The sequence below is a fragment of the Moritella sp. 24 genome (assembly GCF_018219155.1).
Classification (GTDB): domain Bacteria; phylum Pseudomonadota; class Gammaproteobacteria; order Enterobacterales; family Moritellaceae; genus Moritella.
In genome coordinates, this window is the sequence record NZ_CP056123.1 from 675,804 (window position 1) to 690,632 (window position 14,829).

Here is a 14,829-nt window from a genome sequence, read left to right on the forward strand (position 1 = left end):
TTGGATCGAGTAAAAGTGCAGTGTTTCGCTGTACTTTCCCCGCCTATCAAGCTTTCCCTATTGTATAAATTCAATTCTCAGGTCAAAATACTTGTTAAGTAAGTAACGAGAATGAGTTAAATGACTAAGAAAACCATCGTGGTGAAGTTAGGAACCAGTGTATTAACCAGTGGCACGTCTAAAATAGACCGTGCGCATATGGTTGAATTGGTTCGTCAGTGTGCACAATTGTACAAACAAGGGCATGACATTATTGTTGTAACGTCAGGGGCGATTGCTGCTGGACGTGAGCATTTAGGTGCGCCTGAATTAGCCCCCACCATGGCAAATAAGCAGATGTTGGCCGCAGTAGGTCAAAGTCAGCTTATTTTTATTTGGCAGAGTCTATTTAATATCTACGGCTTAAATGTCGGTCAGATGCTGTTAACACGTGCAGACCTTGATGATCGTGAACGATTTTTAAATGCACGCGATACGATGCGTGCATTACTTGATAGCCGCATTGTACCGATTATTAATGAGAATGATGCTGTTGCAACCACTGAAATTAAAGTGGGTGACAATGATAATTTATCGGCACTTGCAGCTATTTTAGCTAATGCAGATACACTGATGTTGTTAACGGATCAGGATGGTTTATTTACGGCAGATCCTCGCAGTAATCCTGACGCAAAATTAATTGAAGTTGTTGATGTTATTGATGACGAATTACGTCAATTAGCAGGTGGTACAGTGGGTGGTTTAGGCACTGGTGGCATGGCAACGAAATTACAAGCTGCAGAAATCGCATGTCGTTCAGGCATTGATGTTGTTATTGCAGCGGGTGTTGCTGAAGATGTGGTATTACGTGTAGCTGAAGGTAAGCGTGTTGGTACGTTATTTCCTTCAAATATCACCCCATTAGAAAGCCGCAAACAGTGGATCCTTGCGGGGCCACCACCATCAGGTATTATTGTGATTGATGATGGTGCTGTTAATGCTGTGAAACAAAAAGGCAGTAGCCTGTTACCGAAAGGCATTACTGACGTGTTAGCTGTTTTCAAACGTGGTGATGTTGTACAGCTACAAACGTTACAAGGCAAACTACTTGGTCGTGGTATTTGTCGCTATACCAGTGATGAGTTAACGACGATTGCAGGTTGCCATTCATGTGACATCGAAAGCAAGTTGGGTTACGGCTATGGTGCTGTAGCGATACATCGCGATGATTTAGTTTTATTTTAAGGAAGATACCGTGTTACAAGAATTAGGAAAAAGAGCAAAAACGGCGAGTTATGAATTAGCAACGCTAACAACCGCACAAAAAAATAATGCATTAGAGTGTATTGCTTGCGAGCTTGAAAATAGCCAAGCAGAAATCTTACTTGCTAATGCGAAAGATATTGATGCCGGTAAACAAAATGGTTTAACGGATGCGCTACTTGATCGTCTATTATTAACAGAAGCAAGACTTGCTGCAATTATTGCTGATGTGCGTAGCGTTATTGCTTTACCAGATCCTGTTGGCGCAGAGTCTGAAGGTAAGGTTCTAGAAAACGGTTTACGTTTATCAAAGCGTTGTATTCCACTCGGCGTAATGGGTGTTATCTATGAAGCCCGTCCAAATGTGACGATTGATATTGCGGCATTAAGTTTAAAAACAGGTAATGCTGCGATTTTACGTGGTGGTAAAGAAACGGTTCATTCGAATGTTGTATTAGTTAATGTTATTCAAGCGGCATTAGAAACGGCTAAACTACCAAAAGATTCCATTCAAGTTATTGCAGATCCTAACCGTGAATTGGTGACAGCATTATTGAAAATGGATAAATATGTCGACATGATCATCCCGCGTGGTGGTCCAGGTTTACACCGTTTATGCCAAGAGCAAAGCACTATCCCTGTTATTACGGGTGGTATGGGCATTTGTCATGCGTTCGTTGACGCCTCTGCTAATGTTGAAAATGCGATTGCGATTATTGAAAATGCAAAAGTACAACGTCCTTCAGCATGTAATGCGCTGGATACGATATTAGTACATAAGAATATTGCAGACACATTTTTGCCACTCGTTGCTGAACGTTTGGAAAAAAGTGGTGTGGAATTACGTGCCGAGCCGAAAGCACACATTGCACTATCTAATGTAAATGCTAAAAACTTGCATGTTGCAACTGCCGATTGTTTTGACCAAGAATGGCTAGCGCTTATTCTAGGTGTGAAAGTGGTAGATGACGTTGAAGAAGCGATTGTCCATATCCGTGAGCATTCGACAGAGCACTCTGATGCGATCTTAACGGATAACTTAACGAACGCGACACGTTTCTTAAATGCGGTTAACTCAGCAGCTGTTTACGTGAATGCAAGTACACGCTTTACCGATGGTAGTCAGTTTGGTTTAGGTGCTGAAGTCGCTGTATCAACGCAGAAACTACATGCGCGTGGCCCAATGGGTTTAGAAGAGTTAACAACGTATAAATGGATCGCGATTGGCGATGGTTTAATTCGCCCATAAGCGTTTAGCATGTCGTTAATTTGATTAAGTCTTAAGGCAGTCCAGTAATGTGTGGCTGCCTTTTTTATATTTCGGGTAATTAAATACGGAGGGCTTATGGCTCAACAAGCGGTAGATAAAGCGGCTTCACGATTTAATTTTTCAGCAGTCTTAGCTGCAGGTTTAATTGCTGCGAGCTTAAGTTATTTTTCGTATGCGGTACTGAATTTGACCAAAGAGGTGTCTGAAGTACGTAAAGCGTTGCCTGATATATTGCAGGAAATTGATGATATTGCTGTGCAAATCCCAGCGATAGTTGCGCAAGTAGAATTGATTAATGAACAAAGCATTCCGAATATATTAACTGAAGTTGCCGCCGTACGGGATAGTGTGCCAAGTATCTTAACTGAGGTTGAATCTGTCCGCGTGAGTGTTCCGCCAATGTTACAAGAACTTGAATCGATTCGTTTAGCGGTGCCGCCTATTCTCGCTGAAGTGGCAGCAGTAAGGGCTGAGTTACCGGCGTTGTTAAAACAAGTTAACGCAGTCAATAATCGGATCCCTGCGGTCCTGACGCGAGTTGATGAGGTGAACAAGCGGGTGGATGATATTAACAAATTAGTCCCACCTATTTTAGCGCAAGTTGAAAAAGTGCGTCTGGATATACCACCAACGCTAACACGTGTCGAAGCTTTGGTTGAAGCCAGTGATAAGATTGGTGAAAATGCGTCTAAGGGTGCGACGAAAGGTGCCATTAAAGGTATTTTAGAAATGCCGGTTGATGCGACGAAGCGATTATTTACAGCACCAGGTACTTATTTTGAAGGCGATGAAAAAGGTGGTGAATAAAAATAGAGTCGTTGCAGAGGATTTCTGAGGTGCTATAAGCGAATGCTAGGGTGTTTTTATGTTTGATATTGAGTCAGTAATCAAAGCTAACAGCGGAAATTCCGTGCTAGCTTTGATAAAACACTGGAAAGGGTTAAGTAACCTCTTTACCTTGTGCTTGTAAGTCTGCATGGTATGAAGAGCGAACGAACGGGCCGCAAGCTGCATGCTCAAAGCCAACTTCTTTCGCAAGTACACCTAGTGCATCAAAGTCATCAGGATGAACGTAGCGTTTCACTGGTAAGTGATGGCGGCTAGGTTGTAAATATTGACCTAGTGTTAGCATCGTTACACCGTGCTCCGCAAGATCTTTAATTACTTGTGCAATTTCTTCGTTTGTTTCACCTAAGCCCATCATGAGACCTGACTTAGTTGGAACAGTTGGGTGCATTTCTTTAAAGCGTTTTAATAAACGTAAAGACCACTGGTAATCTGAACCTGGACGCGCCATTTTGTAATGTTGCGGTGCAGTTTCTAGGTTGTGGTTAAATACATCTGGTGGTGTATCTTTAAAGATATCTAATGCTTTATCCATACGTCCTTTAAAATCTGGCACCAAAATTTCGATTTTGATTTCAGGGTTTAATAGGCGAATTTCACGAATACAATCGGCAAAATGCTGTGCACCACCGTCGCGTAAGTCATCACGATCTACAGACGTAATTACCACGTATTTTAACTTCATTTTTGCAATTGTTTGTGCAAGTTTTAGCGGTTCTTCGGCAACAAGTGGTAATGGCTTACCATGTGCAACATCGCAGAATGGGCAACGACGCGTACAGATAGCGCCCATGATCATAAAGGTTGCTGTACCGTGGTTAAAGCATTCCGAAAGATTCGGACATGATGCTTCTTCACATACTGAATGCAGATTGTTTTCACGCATCACATTTTTAATTTCTTGGATACGAGCAGAGCTTTTCGGTAGACGGATTTTCATCCACGATGGCTTACGCAGGATTTCATCATTATCAGTAGCAATGATTTTCACTGGAATTTTAGCCATTTTATCTGCGTCGCGAAGTTTAACGCCAGGCTCTAATCGAACGGTTTTACTCATGCTCTGTTAATCCATCTTTGAAAGTTAATTGGGTGTATTCTAGCAGGGAACATAGGTGCTCGACCAGCTTAGGTTGTATCTCGCCTAAGCTGGTAGCACCACCAAGATCACTTGTTTGGGTCATTTCCATACCCGCATAACCACAAGGGTTAATACGCAGGAAAGGCGATAAGTCCATGTTTACATTAAGTGCTAAACCATGGAATGAGCGGCCTTTTCTGATCCTTAAACCTAATGAAGCAACTTTTTTGTCAGCAACATAAACACCGGGTGCATCTGCGCGTGGGTAGGCTTCAATACCTGATTCTGCCAGCGAAGCAACAATACCATTTTCGATATGGGTAACAAGTTCTCTCACACCCAGTTTACGGCGTTTAATATCGAGTAAGAAGTAGACTACTTGTTGACCCGGACCATGGTAAGTAACTTGACCACCACGATCGGCTTGCACGACTGGAATATCGCCAGTGGCGAGTATATGTTCAGCTTTACCTGCTTGACCTTGTGTAAATACAGGATCATGCTCAACAAACCAAAGTTCATCTTCAGTGTTCTCGTCTCTGTTATCAGTAAACGATTTCATCGCGTCAAATATAGTGCTGTAAGATTGGCGATTAAGTTGACGAATAATAATGCTATGTTCTGACAAAATATGCTCCTCTATGTGATTCACACCAACGACAAAAATCTAATGAGCAAAGCTGATTAGATTTTTGATATTAGTATTATTTATTATAAAACGCGGATCACACCTGGGATCGCACCGAAAGCTACATATAAGCCTTCTACTTGATCTTTGTCTTGTACTTTAACTTTGATAGTTACAGAGTTATAAGTGCCTTTGCTGCTCTTTTTAGATGTCGGAGCATAGTTACCTGACACGTGCTTTTGGGCAACAGCAACAATATTATCTTCTAGTTTTGGATCGGTATTACCGATAACTTTAAAGTTAAATAGACAAGGGAAATCAAGTAATTCGTCGAATTTGGTATTTAAAGACATTAGTTTTTCTCGTACCTTAGAAATAATGGCAAAGGAGGCAATTGCCTCCTTTGTATTCGTCATTATAATCGGGTAACGGTGTCAGGGAAAGGATTAACCAAACCAACCGGCAAATAATAATTTGAAATAATCAATTAAACGGCTAAACCAGCTACCCAGTTCAACGTCTTCAAGCGCGATTAAATCAGCTTGTGCAATTTCTTCGTCGTTCAATTTATAGAACACTTTACCGACGATATCGCCTTTAGCAATCGGTGCACTTAGCTCTTTTTCAATTTCAAAGTCAGCTGTTAGGTTTTTCGCTTGGCCGCGTGGCACTGTTAGCGTTAATTTATTTGCTAGACCTAGTTTAACTTGCTCTTGCTCACCCATCCATACACGTTCTTCAACGATGCTCGAGTTTGCTTCGTGTAGTGTTACTGTTTCATAGAAGCGGAAACCAAAGTTAAGTAGTTTTTTACTTTCAGCTTTACGTGCATCTGAGCTTTTAGTACCAAGTACAACAGCAACTAAGCGCATGTTATCTTTGGTTGCTGAAGACACTAGGTTAAAGCCCGCGCCCGAAGTATGACCGGTTTTAATACCGTCAACGTTCATGCTCTTATCCCACAATAAGCCATTACGGTTATATTGGGTGATGCCGTTGTAGCTAAATTTCTTTTGTGAGTAAATGCGATATTCTTCAGGTACATCACGGATAAGTGCTTGTCCTAATGTCGCCATATCACGTGCGGTAGTGTACTGCTCTTTGCTATCTAGACCGTGGCTATTAGCAAAATGCGTTGAATCCATACCAAGCTGTTTGCTCCATGAATTCATTAATTGTGCAAACGCACTTTCTGTACCAGCGATGTGTTCAGCCATTGCAACGCAAGCATCATTACCTGATTGAACAATAATGCCTTGATTCAGTTTTTCTACCGTAACTGTCTTGCCAACTTCGATAAACATTTTTGATGAGTCTGGGAAATTTTTAGCCCATGCATTTTTACTGATGGTAACTTCGTCATCTAGGCTGATATTACCGGCTTGGATTTCTTGACCAATAACATAACTTGTCATCATTTTAGTTAGGCTGGCAGGTTTTAATGAATCATCAGCATTTTTTTCTGCAATTACTTTACCTGAGTCAAAATCAACTAATATGAATGCTTTAGCTGCAACGACTGGAGTATCTGGGATAACACTCGGTGCTGCACTTAATGAAAAACTCGCCATTGCTAGGCTCGTTAAGATAAGTTTTTTTAATTGATTGGCCACGTTTCACTTCACTATGATTAAAGTTGGAATTAAGTTATTGATAACTTAATTAAATAATCTTAATCAAGCACTTGTTGATCAAGATTATTCGATAATAACAGCTAGTCTATCAAACTAGCTGTTTCTATGTCTTATTATTTAAAGTTTATTTATTAGATACAGTTTTACTGGAAAGTTCCTTCAATAAGTAAGCATTCTTATGATTTTTTTGGATTTTAGCTAAAAGTGCCTGTGCTTTATCATTGTCGGTGATAGGGCCAAGTTGAACGCGATGGAACTTACCACTGATGACCAAGCGGTTTTCAGTGCTGTATTGAGTGCCCAACGTATCGGCAATTTTCTGTGCTTTAGTTTCACTGCTCGATGCTAATACTTGAATAAACCATTGTGGTTTAGGCGTAAATAAGCTGCTGTTATCAGTCGTGGGAATAATTAATTCAACACGTACATTAGCGGTACCTGATTGCAGCATATCGAGTTTATAGGCTGCAGCGTAAGACAGATCTATGATACGTTCTGGATGGAAAGGACCACGATCATTAACGCGTACAATAACTGTTTTATCATTCCCTAAATTGGTTACTTTAACAAAGCTAGGGAGTGGTAAGTTTTTGTGTGCAGCAGACATAGAGAACATGTCATAAATCTCACCATTAGAGGTTTTATGACCATGAAACTTGTTACCGTACCAAGATGCTTTACCTTCTTGCGTTAAGGTTTTTATATCACGCCATACTTCATAATCAATACCGCGTACTTGATAGTCACGATTCGCGTAGCGACTATAAGTTTGTGGTGTTGGCACTGCATCAGCAATATCCTCAAGCTGAGGAATATTCTCTGGTGCGTGATCATCACTGTACTCATAACGAGAAGAAGAACATGCGGCCAATAGGCCGCAGATACAAAGTAGGGTTAAACGTTGTTTATTGCGCATGTTTAGCTTGTTTAATCTTTTCACTTAGTTGGAATACTGCCATTGCATACAATGGGCTGTGGTTATAACGCGTGATGGTGTAGAAGTTATCTAGGTAAACCCAGTATTCATCACTATCAAGCTGTTGCAGTTTGAGTAGTTTTGCAGGGCTTGAGTCTTCTATCGTGATACTTGGTACGCGATCATCTGATTCTTTTAATTCGACACCCGCAGCTGTTAGATCTGCCCATGTGTGTTTGATTTTTAATGATGAACTCAGTAATGCTGCCACTTTTTCGCTGTCTGCTTTGACTGGATAAGCGACGGATGCATCAGTCGTCCATTTATGCTTGCTAAAGTAATTGGCGATACTACCAATAGCATCAACAGGATCATTGATCATATCAACTTTACCATCACCAGAAAAATCAACACCGTAATGGGTATAACTTGATGAAATAAATTGACCTAAGCCCATTGCTCCAGCATATGAACCTTGTGTTTCAGTTAGTTTCCAACCCTGTTGTTCGCTTAATTTAATGTATTGCGCAAACTCTTGGCGGAAAAATTTACCACGGGATGGATAATTAAAACCGAGCGTATAGAGTGAATCTAATACTGAGATGTTGCCTTTGTATTTACCATAGAAGGTTTCAACGCCCATAATTGCCACGATAACTTGTGCTGGGACACCGTATTCAGCTTCGGCTTTAGCAAACGTATCTTCGTATTGTTTCCAGTACTCGACGCCTTTGTTAATACGACTTTCAGTAATAAAGATCGGTGCGTATTTATACCAAGGTTTCTTTTCCCATGGTGTTTGAATTTTGGTTAATACGTTTTCATCAAATTTTGCTTGGCCGATGGCATCGGTAAGCTTTTCTTCTGATACGTCATATTTTGTACTTAGCTCTTCAACCCAAGTCTTGTGCTCACTGCTTAACTCAGCACTATTAGCTTGAAACGCTGCTAAACCTAGCAGAAATAATACTTTTTTACCTAGCATCTGAATTCCTCAACTTAAGCGACGGTGTGTTCTTACAGACATTAGAATGCCAAAACCAGCCATCAATGTCACCATCGAAGTGCCACCATAGCTAATTAAAGGCAGTGGTACGCCCACTACAGGTAACAATCCGCTTACCATTCCGATATTTACGAACAAATAAATGAAGAATGTCATGGTGATACTGCCAGCAATAAGGCGTTCAAACACGCGCTGGCCTTGCATCGCAATAATTAAGCCGCGGCAGATTACAAATAAATAAAGTGACAGCAGTAAGATCACGCCGAATAAACCGAATTCCTCACTGAATACCGCAAAAATAAAATCGGTGTGACGCTCTGGTAAAAAGTCTAATTGTGACTGGGTGCCTGATAACCAACCTTTGCCCCAGAACCCGCCTGAGCCGATCGCAATTTTAGATTGAATAATATGGTAACCAGAACCCAATGGATCAGTCTCTGGGTTGAGGAAGGTTAACACCCGTTGTTTTTGATAAGGGTGCATTAAGAAAAACCAAAGAATAGGTGCAAAGCCTGAAACCAGTCCAAATGCAATCATCACTAACCGCCATGACATACCCGCTAAGAAAATAACGAAGATACCTGAGATAGAGACCAGTAACGAAGTACCTAGGTCGGGCTGTTTAGCAATCAATAGTGTCGGAACCAAAACCATGATTAATGCGGTGATAATGGTTCTAAAGCTGGGTGGAATAGGTTGGTTACTCATGTAACGAGCTACTGCTAATGGCATGACAACCTTCATTATCTCGGAAGGCTGAAACTTGGTAAAGCCAAGATCAATCCAGCGCTGCGCACCTTTACCAACGTGACCAAATAACAATACTGCGATTAATAAAATAGTACCAATGACAAAAATGGGGAAAGCCCATCGTCGATAAGTCGAGGGTGAAATTTGTGCTAGTGCAAACATGACTCCGAGCGCGAGTAGCATTCGAATAACTTGTCTTTCCATAAGCGCTATATCTGCACCACCTGCGCTATAAAGTACCACGAGACTTACGCCCATGAGACTTAATAAGCCAAATAGTAACGGAAAATCGATGTGTAATTTATACCAAATACTTTGATTATGACGACGATCTGGCATTAATTTTCCTTTTTATTGTCAAAGTAGACATCAAATAAACGACGTGCTGATGGCGCGGCTTGTGAACTACCACCACCGGCATTTTCAAGAATGATAGTTGCTGATATCTCCGGTTCTTCAAACGGTGCATAAGCAACAAACATGGCATTATCACGTAATCGTTCTCGGATCTTACTGGCGTCGTATTTTTCTTCACCGAGTTGGTATAACTGTGCTGTCCCCGATTTACCTGCCGCTGTGTAGTTTGCTTTAGCAAACGCTCGACGTGCGGTACCGTTACTTTTACTTACCACACCATGCATGCCATCTTTAGCCACTTGCCAGTTGCTTGGATCTTTCAACTTGATTGGTGGTAATTCCACAACCGGTTTATAAATGTCGCCATTGGTATATTTAATATCTTTGATTAGCTGCGGTACTGGGCGTAAACCTCGACTCGCAACAATACCAGTGGCTTTGGCAAGTTGGATTGGTGTTGCAGACCAGTACCCTTGACCAATACCAACTGAAATCGTATCACCTTGATACCAAGGTTGATTGTAGCGACCTCGTTTCCAGTCTCGTGAAGGCATAATGGCATTTGTTTCTTCTTTTACGTCAATACCGGTATATTCACCAAAACCAAATTCGGTCATGAAGCTATGAATCTTATCGATACCGACGTTATAAGCGAGGTTATAAAAGAAGGTATCTGATGATTGTTCAATGGCTTTGTAGACATTGATCTTACCGTGTCCCCAGCGTTTCCAATCTCGGAATCGACGTTTGGTATTTGGGATCTGGAACCAACCGCGATCATTAATAATGGTACTTGGTGTTATTGCCCCATCTTCTAATCCTAAGATCGCTAACTGTGGTTTAACCGTTGATGCTGGCGGGTAGCGGCCCTGTGTTGCTCGGTTAATTAACGGGCGATCTTTTGATTGTAAGAGGCGGTTGTAATCTTTGCTGCTAATGCCATGCACGAATAAGTTTGGATCGTAACTCGGGCTTGAAACCATCGCGAGTACTTCACCTGTTTTTGGTGCAAGTAAGACAATCGCACCACGACGACCAGCAAGTTCTTTTTGTGCTTTAAGTTGCAAGCGAATATCGATGTTCAAGTACAGATCATTACCGGGTACTGGTGGTGTTATTTTGAGTGTTCGTATGATCTTGCCACGGTTATTAACTTCGACTTCTTTGAAGCCTGGTTCGCCATGTAACGTGTTTTCGTAATAACGTTCGATACCTTGCTTGCCGATATCATGTGTAGCAGCATAGGCTGTACGTAAACCGCTTTTTTCTAAACGATTAAGATCATTACTGTTGATTCGAGCAACATAACCAAGGGCATGCGTTAGTGCATCACCAAAAGGGTAATAACGTTTTAAACGTGCGTTAACTGAAATACCGGGGTATTTATGTTGCTGTACTGAAAATAGGGCGACTTGTACTTCAGACAGGTTGGTTAATATCGAAACTTGTTTAAAACGACGTTGGCGCTTTAAGCGAGTACGAAAATCATCGATATTATCTTCAGTCAGGTTTAATAAGGTGGTTAATTTGATAATTGTCGCGTCAATATCGGTAATTTTTTCCGGTACCATATCTAAGCTGTAGACGGGTTTATTTTCAGCTAATAAAATACCGTTACGGTCATAGATAAGTCCACGGTTAGGTGGGATAGGAACTAATTTGACTCGATTTTCATTCGAACGGGTTTTGTAAGCTTGATATGAGTCTACTTGTAAGTAATAAAGATTACTTAATAATAAACAGATTATACAGAGGACAAAAATAAATGAGACCAAGATGCGGCGGCTAAATAATGCTGTTTCCGCAGAATGGTCTCGTAAGGTTATACGCTTCCTTGCCACCAATATTACTCTCTATGATAAGGATGGTTTGTTGTAACACTCCAAGCGCGATATAACGCTTCGGCTACCACTACACGTACCATCGGATGTGGTAGTGTTAGTGGTGACAGCGACCAGCGCTGTTCAGATGCCGCGATACATTCTGGTGCAAGTCCTTCTGGGCCGCCGATTAATAGGCTAACGTCTCGACCATCATGTTTCCACTTATCTAGTTCAACGGCTAGTTGTTCAGTAGTCCAAGGCTTACCGGTAACTTCCAGAGTAACGATACGATTACCTTTCGGAATCGCTTGCATCGTCTTTACACCTTCTTGTTCTAAGATCCGCTTGATGTCTGCGTTTTTACCACGCTTACCAGCATTGATCTCAAGTAATTCAAAAGGCATATCTTTAGGGAAGCGACGTGCATATTCTTTATACCCGGTTTCTACCCATGCTGGCATCTTAGTGCCAACTGCAACTAGCTGAATCTTCATTTGACTATGCCCCTGCAGACTGCCAAAGTTGTTCTAGTTGGTATAGATCACGCGTTTGTTGTTGCATGATGTGTACAACAACATCACCCATATCAACTAAAACCCATTCACTATCTTCCGTACCTTCAATGCCCATCACGTATACTTCGTGACGTTTAGCTTCTAGGTAAAGGTGGTTAGAAATTGATTTCACGTGAGTTTTTGACGTGCCAGTACATACGATCATTAAATCTGTTACTGGTGATTTACCTTTAACATCAACAACTTGGATGTCGCGGGCTTTCATGTCTTCAATTTTATCTAGTACAAATGCTTGCAGCTCAGAAATTTGCAAGGGTCCTCCAGAGGAACTTTATCGAGTTAACCGCGAATTATAACAGCGAATAATGTCTAAATATATACCTAGCTTGTTCTTGAGCTAGTATCTACAGTCGTTTACGTATACAAATTGTTTTTCTGTATATAAGACAGCACATTATCGGGTAGTAGATATTGAGGACTTTGCTGATTTTCAATTAACTGACGGATCCGTGTCGCCGATATTTCTAACTGTGTGCTTGGCCACAGCAAAATACGCCCCTGTTTTTGCTGCTGTAGGGCTTCGACATCAGTTGTTTGTACTTGTTCCAATATTTTTTGCACTTCTGGTGCTAATGTTAATTCGTAGTTAGGACGATAACTAACGACGAGATGACAGTAGTTGAGTAACTCTTCCCAACGGTACCAAGTATGTAAGCTATTAAGTGAATCAAGACCAATTAAAAAGCACACGGGTGTGTTTGGGTTTTCAGCTGCAAGCTCAATTAAGGTATCAATCGTATAAGAAGGCGTTGTACGCGTTAACTCACGGGTATCAATACTCAAATCGTCACAATGGGCGACAGCTAATGAAGCCATCGCTAATCGGTGTTCTGAATTCGATCCTGGTGCAGCGCGGTGTGGCGGAATATGATTGGGCATTAATCTTACTTCAGCCAAATTGAGCTGTTGTAATAAGTCTAAGCAAGGGCGTAGATGACCATAATGAATAGGGTCAAATGTACCGCCTAAAATACCAATGGCGCGAGTAGGAATAAAGTCAGTCATAAATAGCCGTTAATTAATTTCGGAATGATGGTAGTTTGGCAATAATGTTGAATCGGCAAAACTAATACAAAGCATTTGTAATGATAACCAAGGGTTAATCGTCGTGCTGGTCTTAATTGCGCTATCGACACTTGAACATAGCACTAACATTTGCTCTATTTTACTTAATGATAAACGGCTTAAGCAGGTGTTAATTATTTGCTGGCGACCTGTCCATAAACGCTGCTTTTTCATTTCATCAATGACAGATAGACCTTGCTGTTGTAGTAGGCTGTAATTATAAAGCTGATTTATTTCTTTATTTAATGCCCAGTTGATGACTATCGGGTCAACCCCTTCACCTTGTAATTGTTGCAGGATCCGCTGGCCTCGATTTACCTTACCTGCAAGTAGCGCGTCAACCAGTTGAAAACTACTAAAGTGCGAGTGCTGAGTAATCGATTGCTGCAATTGCGCAAGGCTTAATGTTTGCCCCGGATGAAGCAGTGATAGCTTATCTATTTCTTGTTTTGCAGCCAGTAAGTTACCTTCAAAACTGCGGCAAAGTAGGGTGATTACATCTGCGGGTGCATCTAAATTGGCACGCTTAAGACGATGACGCATCCAGTTGGCAAAAAAGCGCCCTTCGGGATGACCGACTGGGATGTAAAGTGCGTTTTTGAAGTACTGGGTAAACCACTTCGCGCTTTGCTGTGCTTTGGTCAAATACGGGCCACTAAAAATTAAAATCAGATCTGGATTTAGTAGTTTAAATAAATCATTCAGTTGGCTGATATCTTCTTTAGTCGGTCGCTTATCAAAGATAAGTTCGACGGTTTGACGACTAGAGAACAGTGACATCGATTGGCATGCGTTAAACACGGCAGGCCAATCCATTGTTGGTTCAGCATGAAACTTATGATGTTCATCAAAACCGACTTTTTTCGCGGCGACTTTAATTTGCTCAATCGCTTCCATTTTTAATAATGGTTCTTCACCAAATATTAAATAGCAGGGTTTGAGTTCAGTCTTTAAGTACTGTTCGAGTTGTTCTGGATAAACGCGCATTAGTTAGTTTCAAACTCTGTTTTTGGCTCAATAATCACTTGGCTTAATGTTCGAACAACTTGCTGTGCAGCTGCTTCACGTAACTCTTGTTTTAGCAATTCAGCTTCACGTGAACGGGCTAATGCTTCTTGTGAGTTGTTTAATTGATCGCGTTGTAGGGCAATCGTGAAAAATTGTGGGTCTTGATCTGGTAAGCGTACTTCCATTTTAAGTACATAGCTTAACTCGTACTCAGCGGCGGTCGCATCAGAATATAATGATACGGTACGTGTATCTGTCGTTTCTGACACAATTTTGAGTATTGGAGTATTAAGCGTAGGTGACGTGGTCAAGTTAATCTGGTTGTAGCGCAGTTGCGTTTTAATCAGTCTTGTTAGTTCTGAATATTTTGTAGAAACTAATGTCAACTCGCTTAATTCACTCGGGATAGCTTCACTATTTTTTAAATGAAAGCCGCAGCCGCCAAGCATAGCGGTGAATAAAAAGATGCAAATTAGTCGAGTAAAACCTTGATACTGTGAGGATGCGATCATAATGCCTACAAAATATATAAATTAATTGTAGGTAATTTTACACGTAATCTAAAAACAAAAAAGCCCTATACTCTACTATAAGAATAAAAGCAGAATATAGGGCTTACAATTTGTCT

General features: G+C 41.1%; 16 protein-coding genes. 3 read left to right on the forward strand and 13 right to left on the reverse strand.

Features of this window, described 5'->3' with window-relative positions; translation table 11 throughout:
* Positions 1-120: 120 nt before the first annotated feature.
* The 3 genes from proB (at position 121) to HWV00_RS03160 (ending at position 3,319) form a co-directional block, all read left to right on the forward strand.
* Positions 121-1,224, forward strand: a complete 1,104-nt coding sequence (proB, locus tag HWV00_RS03150; protein ID WP_211684664.1) for a glutamate 5-kinase — start codon at positions 121-123, stop codon at positions 1,222-1,224.
* 10 nt (positions 1,225-1,234) lie between these two features.
* Entirely contained in the window at positions 1,235-2,491 is a 1,257-nt protein-coding gene (locus HWV00_RS03155; protein WP_211684665.1) for a glutamate-5-semialdehyde dehydrogenase, read from the forward strand.
* 96 nt (positions 2,492-2,587) lie between these two features.
* Positions 2,588-3,319 carry a hypothetical protein gene (locus HWV00_RS03160; protein WP_211684666.1) on the forward strand — a complete coding sequence of 244 codons (732 nt, stop codon included), beginning with the start codon at positions 2,588-2,590 and terminating at the stop codon, positions 3,317-3,319.
* Positions 3,320-3,452: 133 nt separating this feature from the next.
* On the opposite strand, the gene lipA is transcribed toward HWV00_RS03160, so the two are convergent.
* The 13 genes from lipA to lptE all read right to left on the reverse strand — a co-directional run bounded on the left by lipA (position 3,453) and on the right by lptE (position 14,713).
* Positions 3,453-4,418, reverse strand: coding sequence for a lipoyl synthase (gene lipA, locus HWV00_RS03165; RefSeq protein WP_211684667.1), 966 nt, complete (start codon positions 4,416-4,418; stop codon positions 3,453-3,455).
* Positions 4,411-5,067 carry a lipoyl(octanoyl) transferase LipB gene (lipB, locus tag HWV00_RS03170; RefSeq protein WP_211684668.1) on the reverse strand — a complete coding sequence of 219 codons (657 nt, stop codon included), beginning with the start codon at positions 5,065-5,067 and terminating at the stop codon, positions 4,411-4,413. The genes lipA and lipB overlap by 8 nt, the downstream gene beginning before the upstream one ends.
* Before the next feature lie 83 nt (positions 5,068-5,150).
* On the reverse strand, positions 5,151-5,420 hold the full coding sequence (gene ybeD / locus HWV00_RS03175) for a DUF493 family protein YbeD (RefSeq protein WP_211684669.1): 270 nt from the start codon (positions 5,418-5,420) through the stop codon (positions 5,151-5,153).
* A 93-nt stretch (positions 5,421-5,513) separates the two neighbouring features.
* Positions 5,514-6,680 (reverse strand): D-alanyl-D-alanine carboxypeptidase family protein, encoded by a 1,167-nt coding sequence (locus HWV00_RS03180; protein ID WP_211684670.1) that lies wholly within the window; start codon positions 6,678-6,680, stop codon positions 5,514-5,516.
* A gap of 145 nt (positions 6,681-6,825) precedes the next feature.
* Positions 6,826-7,617, reverse strand: coding sequence for a septal ring lytic transglycosylase RlpA family protein (locus HWV00_RS03185; protein ID WP_211684671.1), 792 nt, complete (start codon positions 7,615-7,617; stop codon positions 6,826-6,828).
* Positions 7,607-8,602, reverse strand: a complete 996-nt coding sequence (gene mltB / locus HWV00_RS03190; protein ID WP_211684672.1) for a lytic murein transglycosylase B — start codon at positions 8,600-8,602, stop codon at positions 7,607-7,609. Before mltB ends, HWV00_RS03185 begins: the two co-directional genes overlap by 11 nt.
* Before the next feature lie 9 nt (positions 8,603-8,611).
* Positions 8,612-9,712 carry a rod shape-determining protein RodA gene (gene rodA, locus HWV00_RS03195; protein WP_211684673.1) on the reverse strand — a complete coding sequence of 367 codons (1,101 nt, stop codon included), beginning with the start codon at positions 9,710-9,712 and terminating at the stop codon, positions 8,612-8,614.
* Positions 9,712-11,571, reverse strand: coding sequence for a penicillin-binding protein 2 (mrdA, locus tag HWV00_RS03200; RefSeq protein ID WP_211684674.1), 1,860 nt, complete (start codon positions 11,569-11,571; stop codon positions 9,712-9,714). Before mrdA ends, rodA begins: the two co-directional genes overlap by 1 nt.
* Positions 11,572-11,576: 5 nt before the next feature.
* Complete coding sequence (gene rlmH / locus HWV00_RS03205) at positions 11,577-12,047, reverse strand: 23S rRNA (pseudouridine(1915)-N(3))-methyltransferase RlmH (RefSeq protein ID WP_211684675.1); 471 nt, start codon at positions 12,045-12,047, stop codon at positions 11,577-11,579.
* Between the two features lie 4 nt (positions 12,048-12,051).
* A complete protein-coding gene (gene rsfS / locus HWV00_RS03210; protein WP_211684676.1) occupies positions 12,052-12,381 on the reverse strand; it encodes a ribosome silencing factor in 330 nt (109 codons plus the stop codon).
* A gap of 101 nt (positions 12,382-12,482) precedes the next feature.
* Positions 12,483-13,133, reverse strand: coding sequence for a nicotinate-nucleotide adenylyltransferase (gene nadD, locus HWV00_RS03215; protein ID WP_211684677.1), 651 nt, complete (start codon positions 13,131-13,133; stop codon positions 12,483-12,485).
* A 9-nt stretch (positions 13,134-13,142) separates the two neighbouring features.
* Positions 13,143-14,180, reverse strand: coding sequence for a DNA polymerase III subunit delta (holA, locus tag HWV00_RS03220; RefSeq protein ID WP_211684678.1), 1,038 nt, complete (start codon positions 14,178-14,180; stop codon positions 13,143-13,145).
* Complete coding sequence (lptE, locus tag HWV00_RS03225) at positions 14,180-14,713, reverse strand: LPS assembly lipoprotein LptE (protein ID WP_211684679.1); 534 nt, start codon at positions 14,711-14,713, stop codon at positions 14,180-14,182. The genes holA and lptE overlap by 1 nt, the downstream gene beginning before the upstream one ends.
* Positions 14,714-14,829: the final 116 nt, after the last annotated feature.

Bases quoted from the DNA above. Each gene is read 5' to 3' on its own strand.
- proB (WP_211684664.1), top strand. From the start codon at position 121: ATGACTAAGAAAACCATCGTGGTGAAGTTAGGAACCAGTGTATTAACC.
- HWV00_RS03160 (WP_211684666.1), top strand. From the start codon at position 2,588: ATGGCTCAACAAGCGGTAGATAAAGCGGCTTCACGATTTAATTTTTCA.
- lipA (WP_211684667.1), bottom strand. From the start codon at position 4,418: ATGAGTAAAACCGTTCGATTAGAGCCTGGCGTTAAACTTCGCGACGCA.
- ybeD (WP_211684669.1), bottom strand. From the start codon at position 5,420: ATGTCTTTAAATACCAAATTCGACGAATTACTTGATTTCCCTTGTCTA.
- HWV00_RS03185 (WP_211684671.1), bottom strand. From the start codon at position 7,617: ATGCGCAATAAACAACGTTTAACCCTACTTTGTATCTGCGGCCTATTG.
- mltB (WP_211684672.1), bottom strand. From the start codon at position 8,602: ATGCTAGGTAAAAAAGTATTATTTCTGCTAGGTTTAGCAGCGTTTCAA.
- rodA (WP_211684673.1), bottom strand. From the start codon at position 9,712: ATGCCAGATCGTCGTCATAATCAAAGTATTTGGTATAAATTACACATC.
- rlmH (WP_211684675.1), bottom strand. From the start codon at position 12,047: ATGAAGATTCAGCTAGTTGCAGTTGGCACTAAGATGCCAGCATGGGTA.
- nadD (WP_211684677.1), bottom strand. From the start codon at position 13,133: ATGACTGACTTTATTCCTACTCGCGCCATTGGTATTTTAGGCGGTACA.
- holA (WP_211684678.1), bottom strand. From the start codon at position 14,180: ATGCGCGTTTATCCAGAACAACTCGAACAGTACTTAAAGACTGAACTC.
- lptE (WP_211684679.1), bottom strand. From the start codon at position 14,713: ATGATCGCATCCTCACAGTATCAAGGTTTTACTCGACTAATTTGCATC.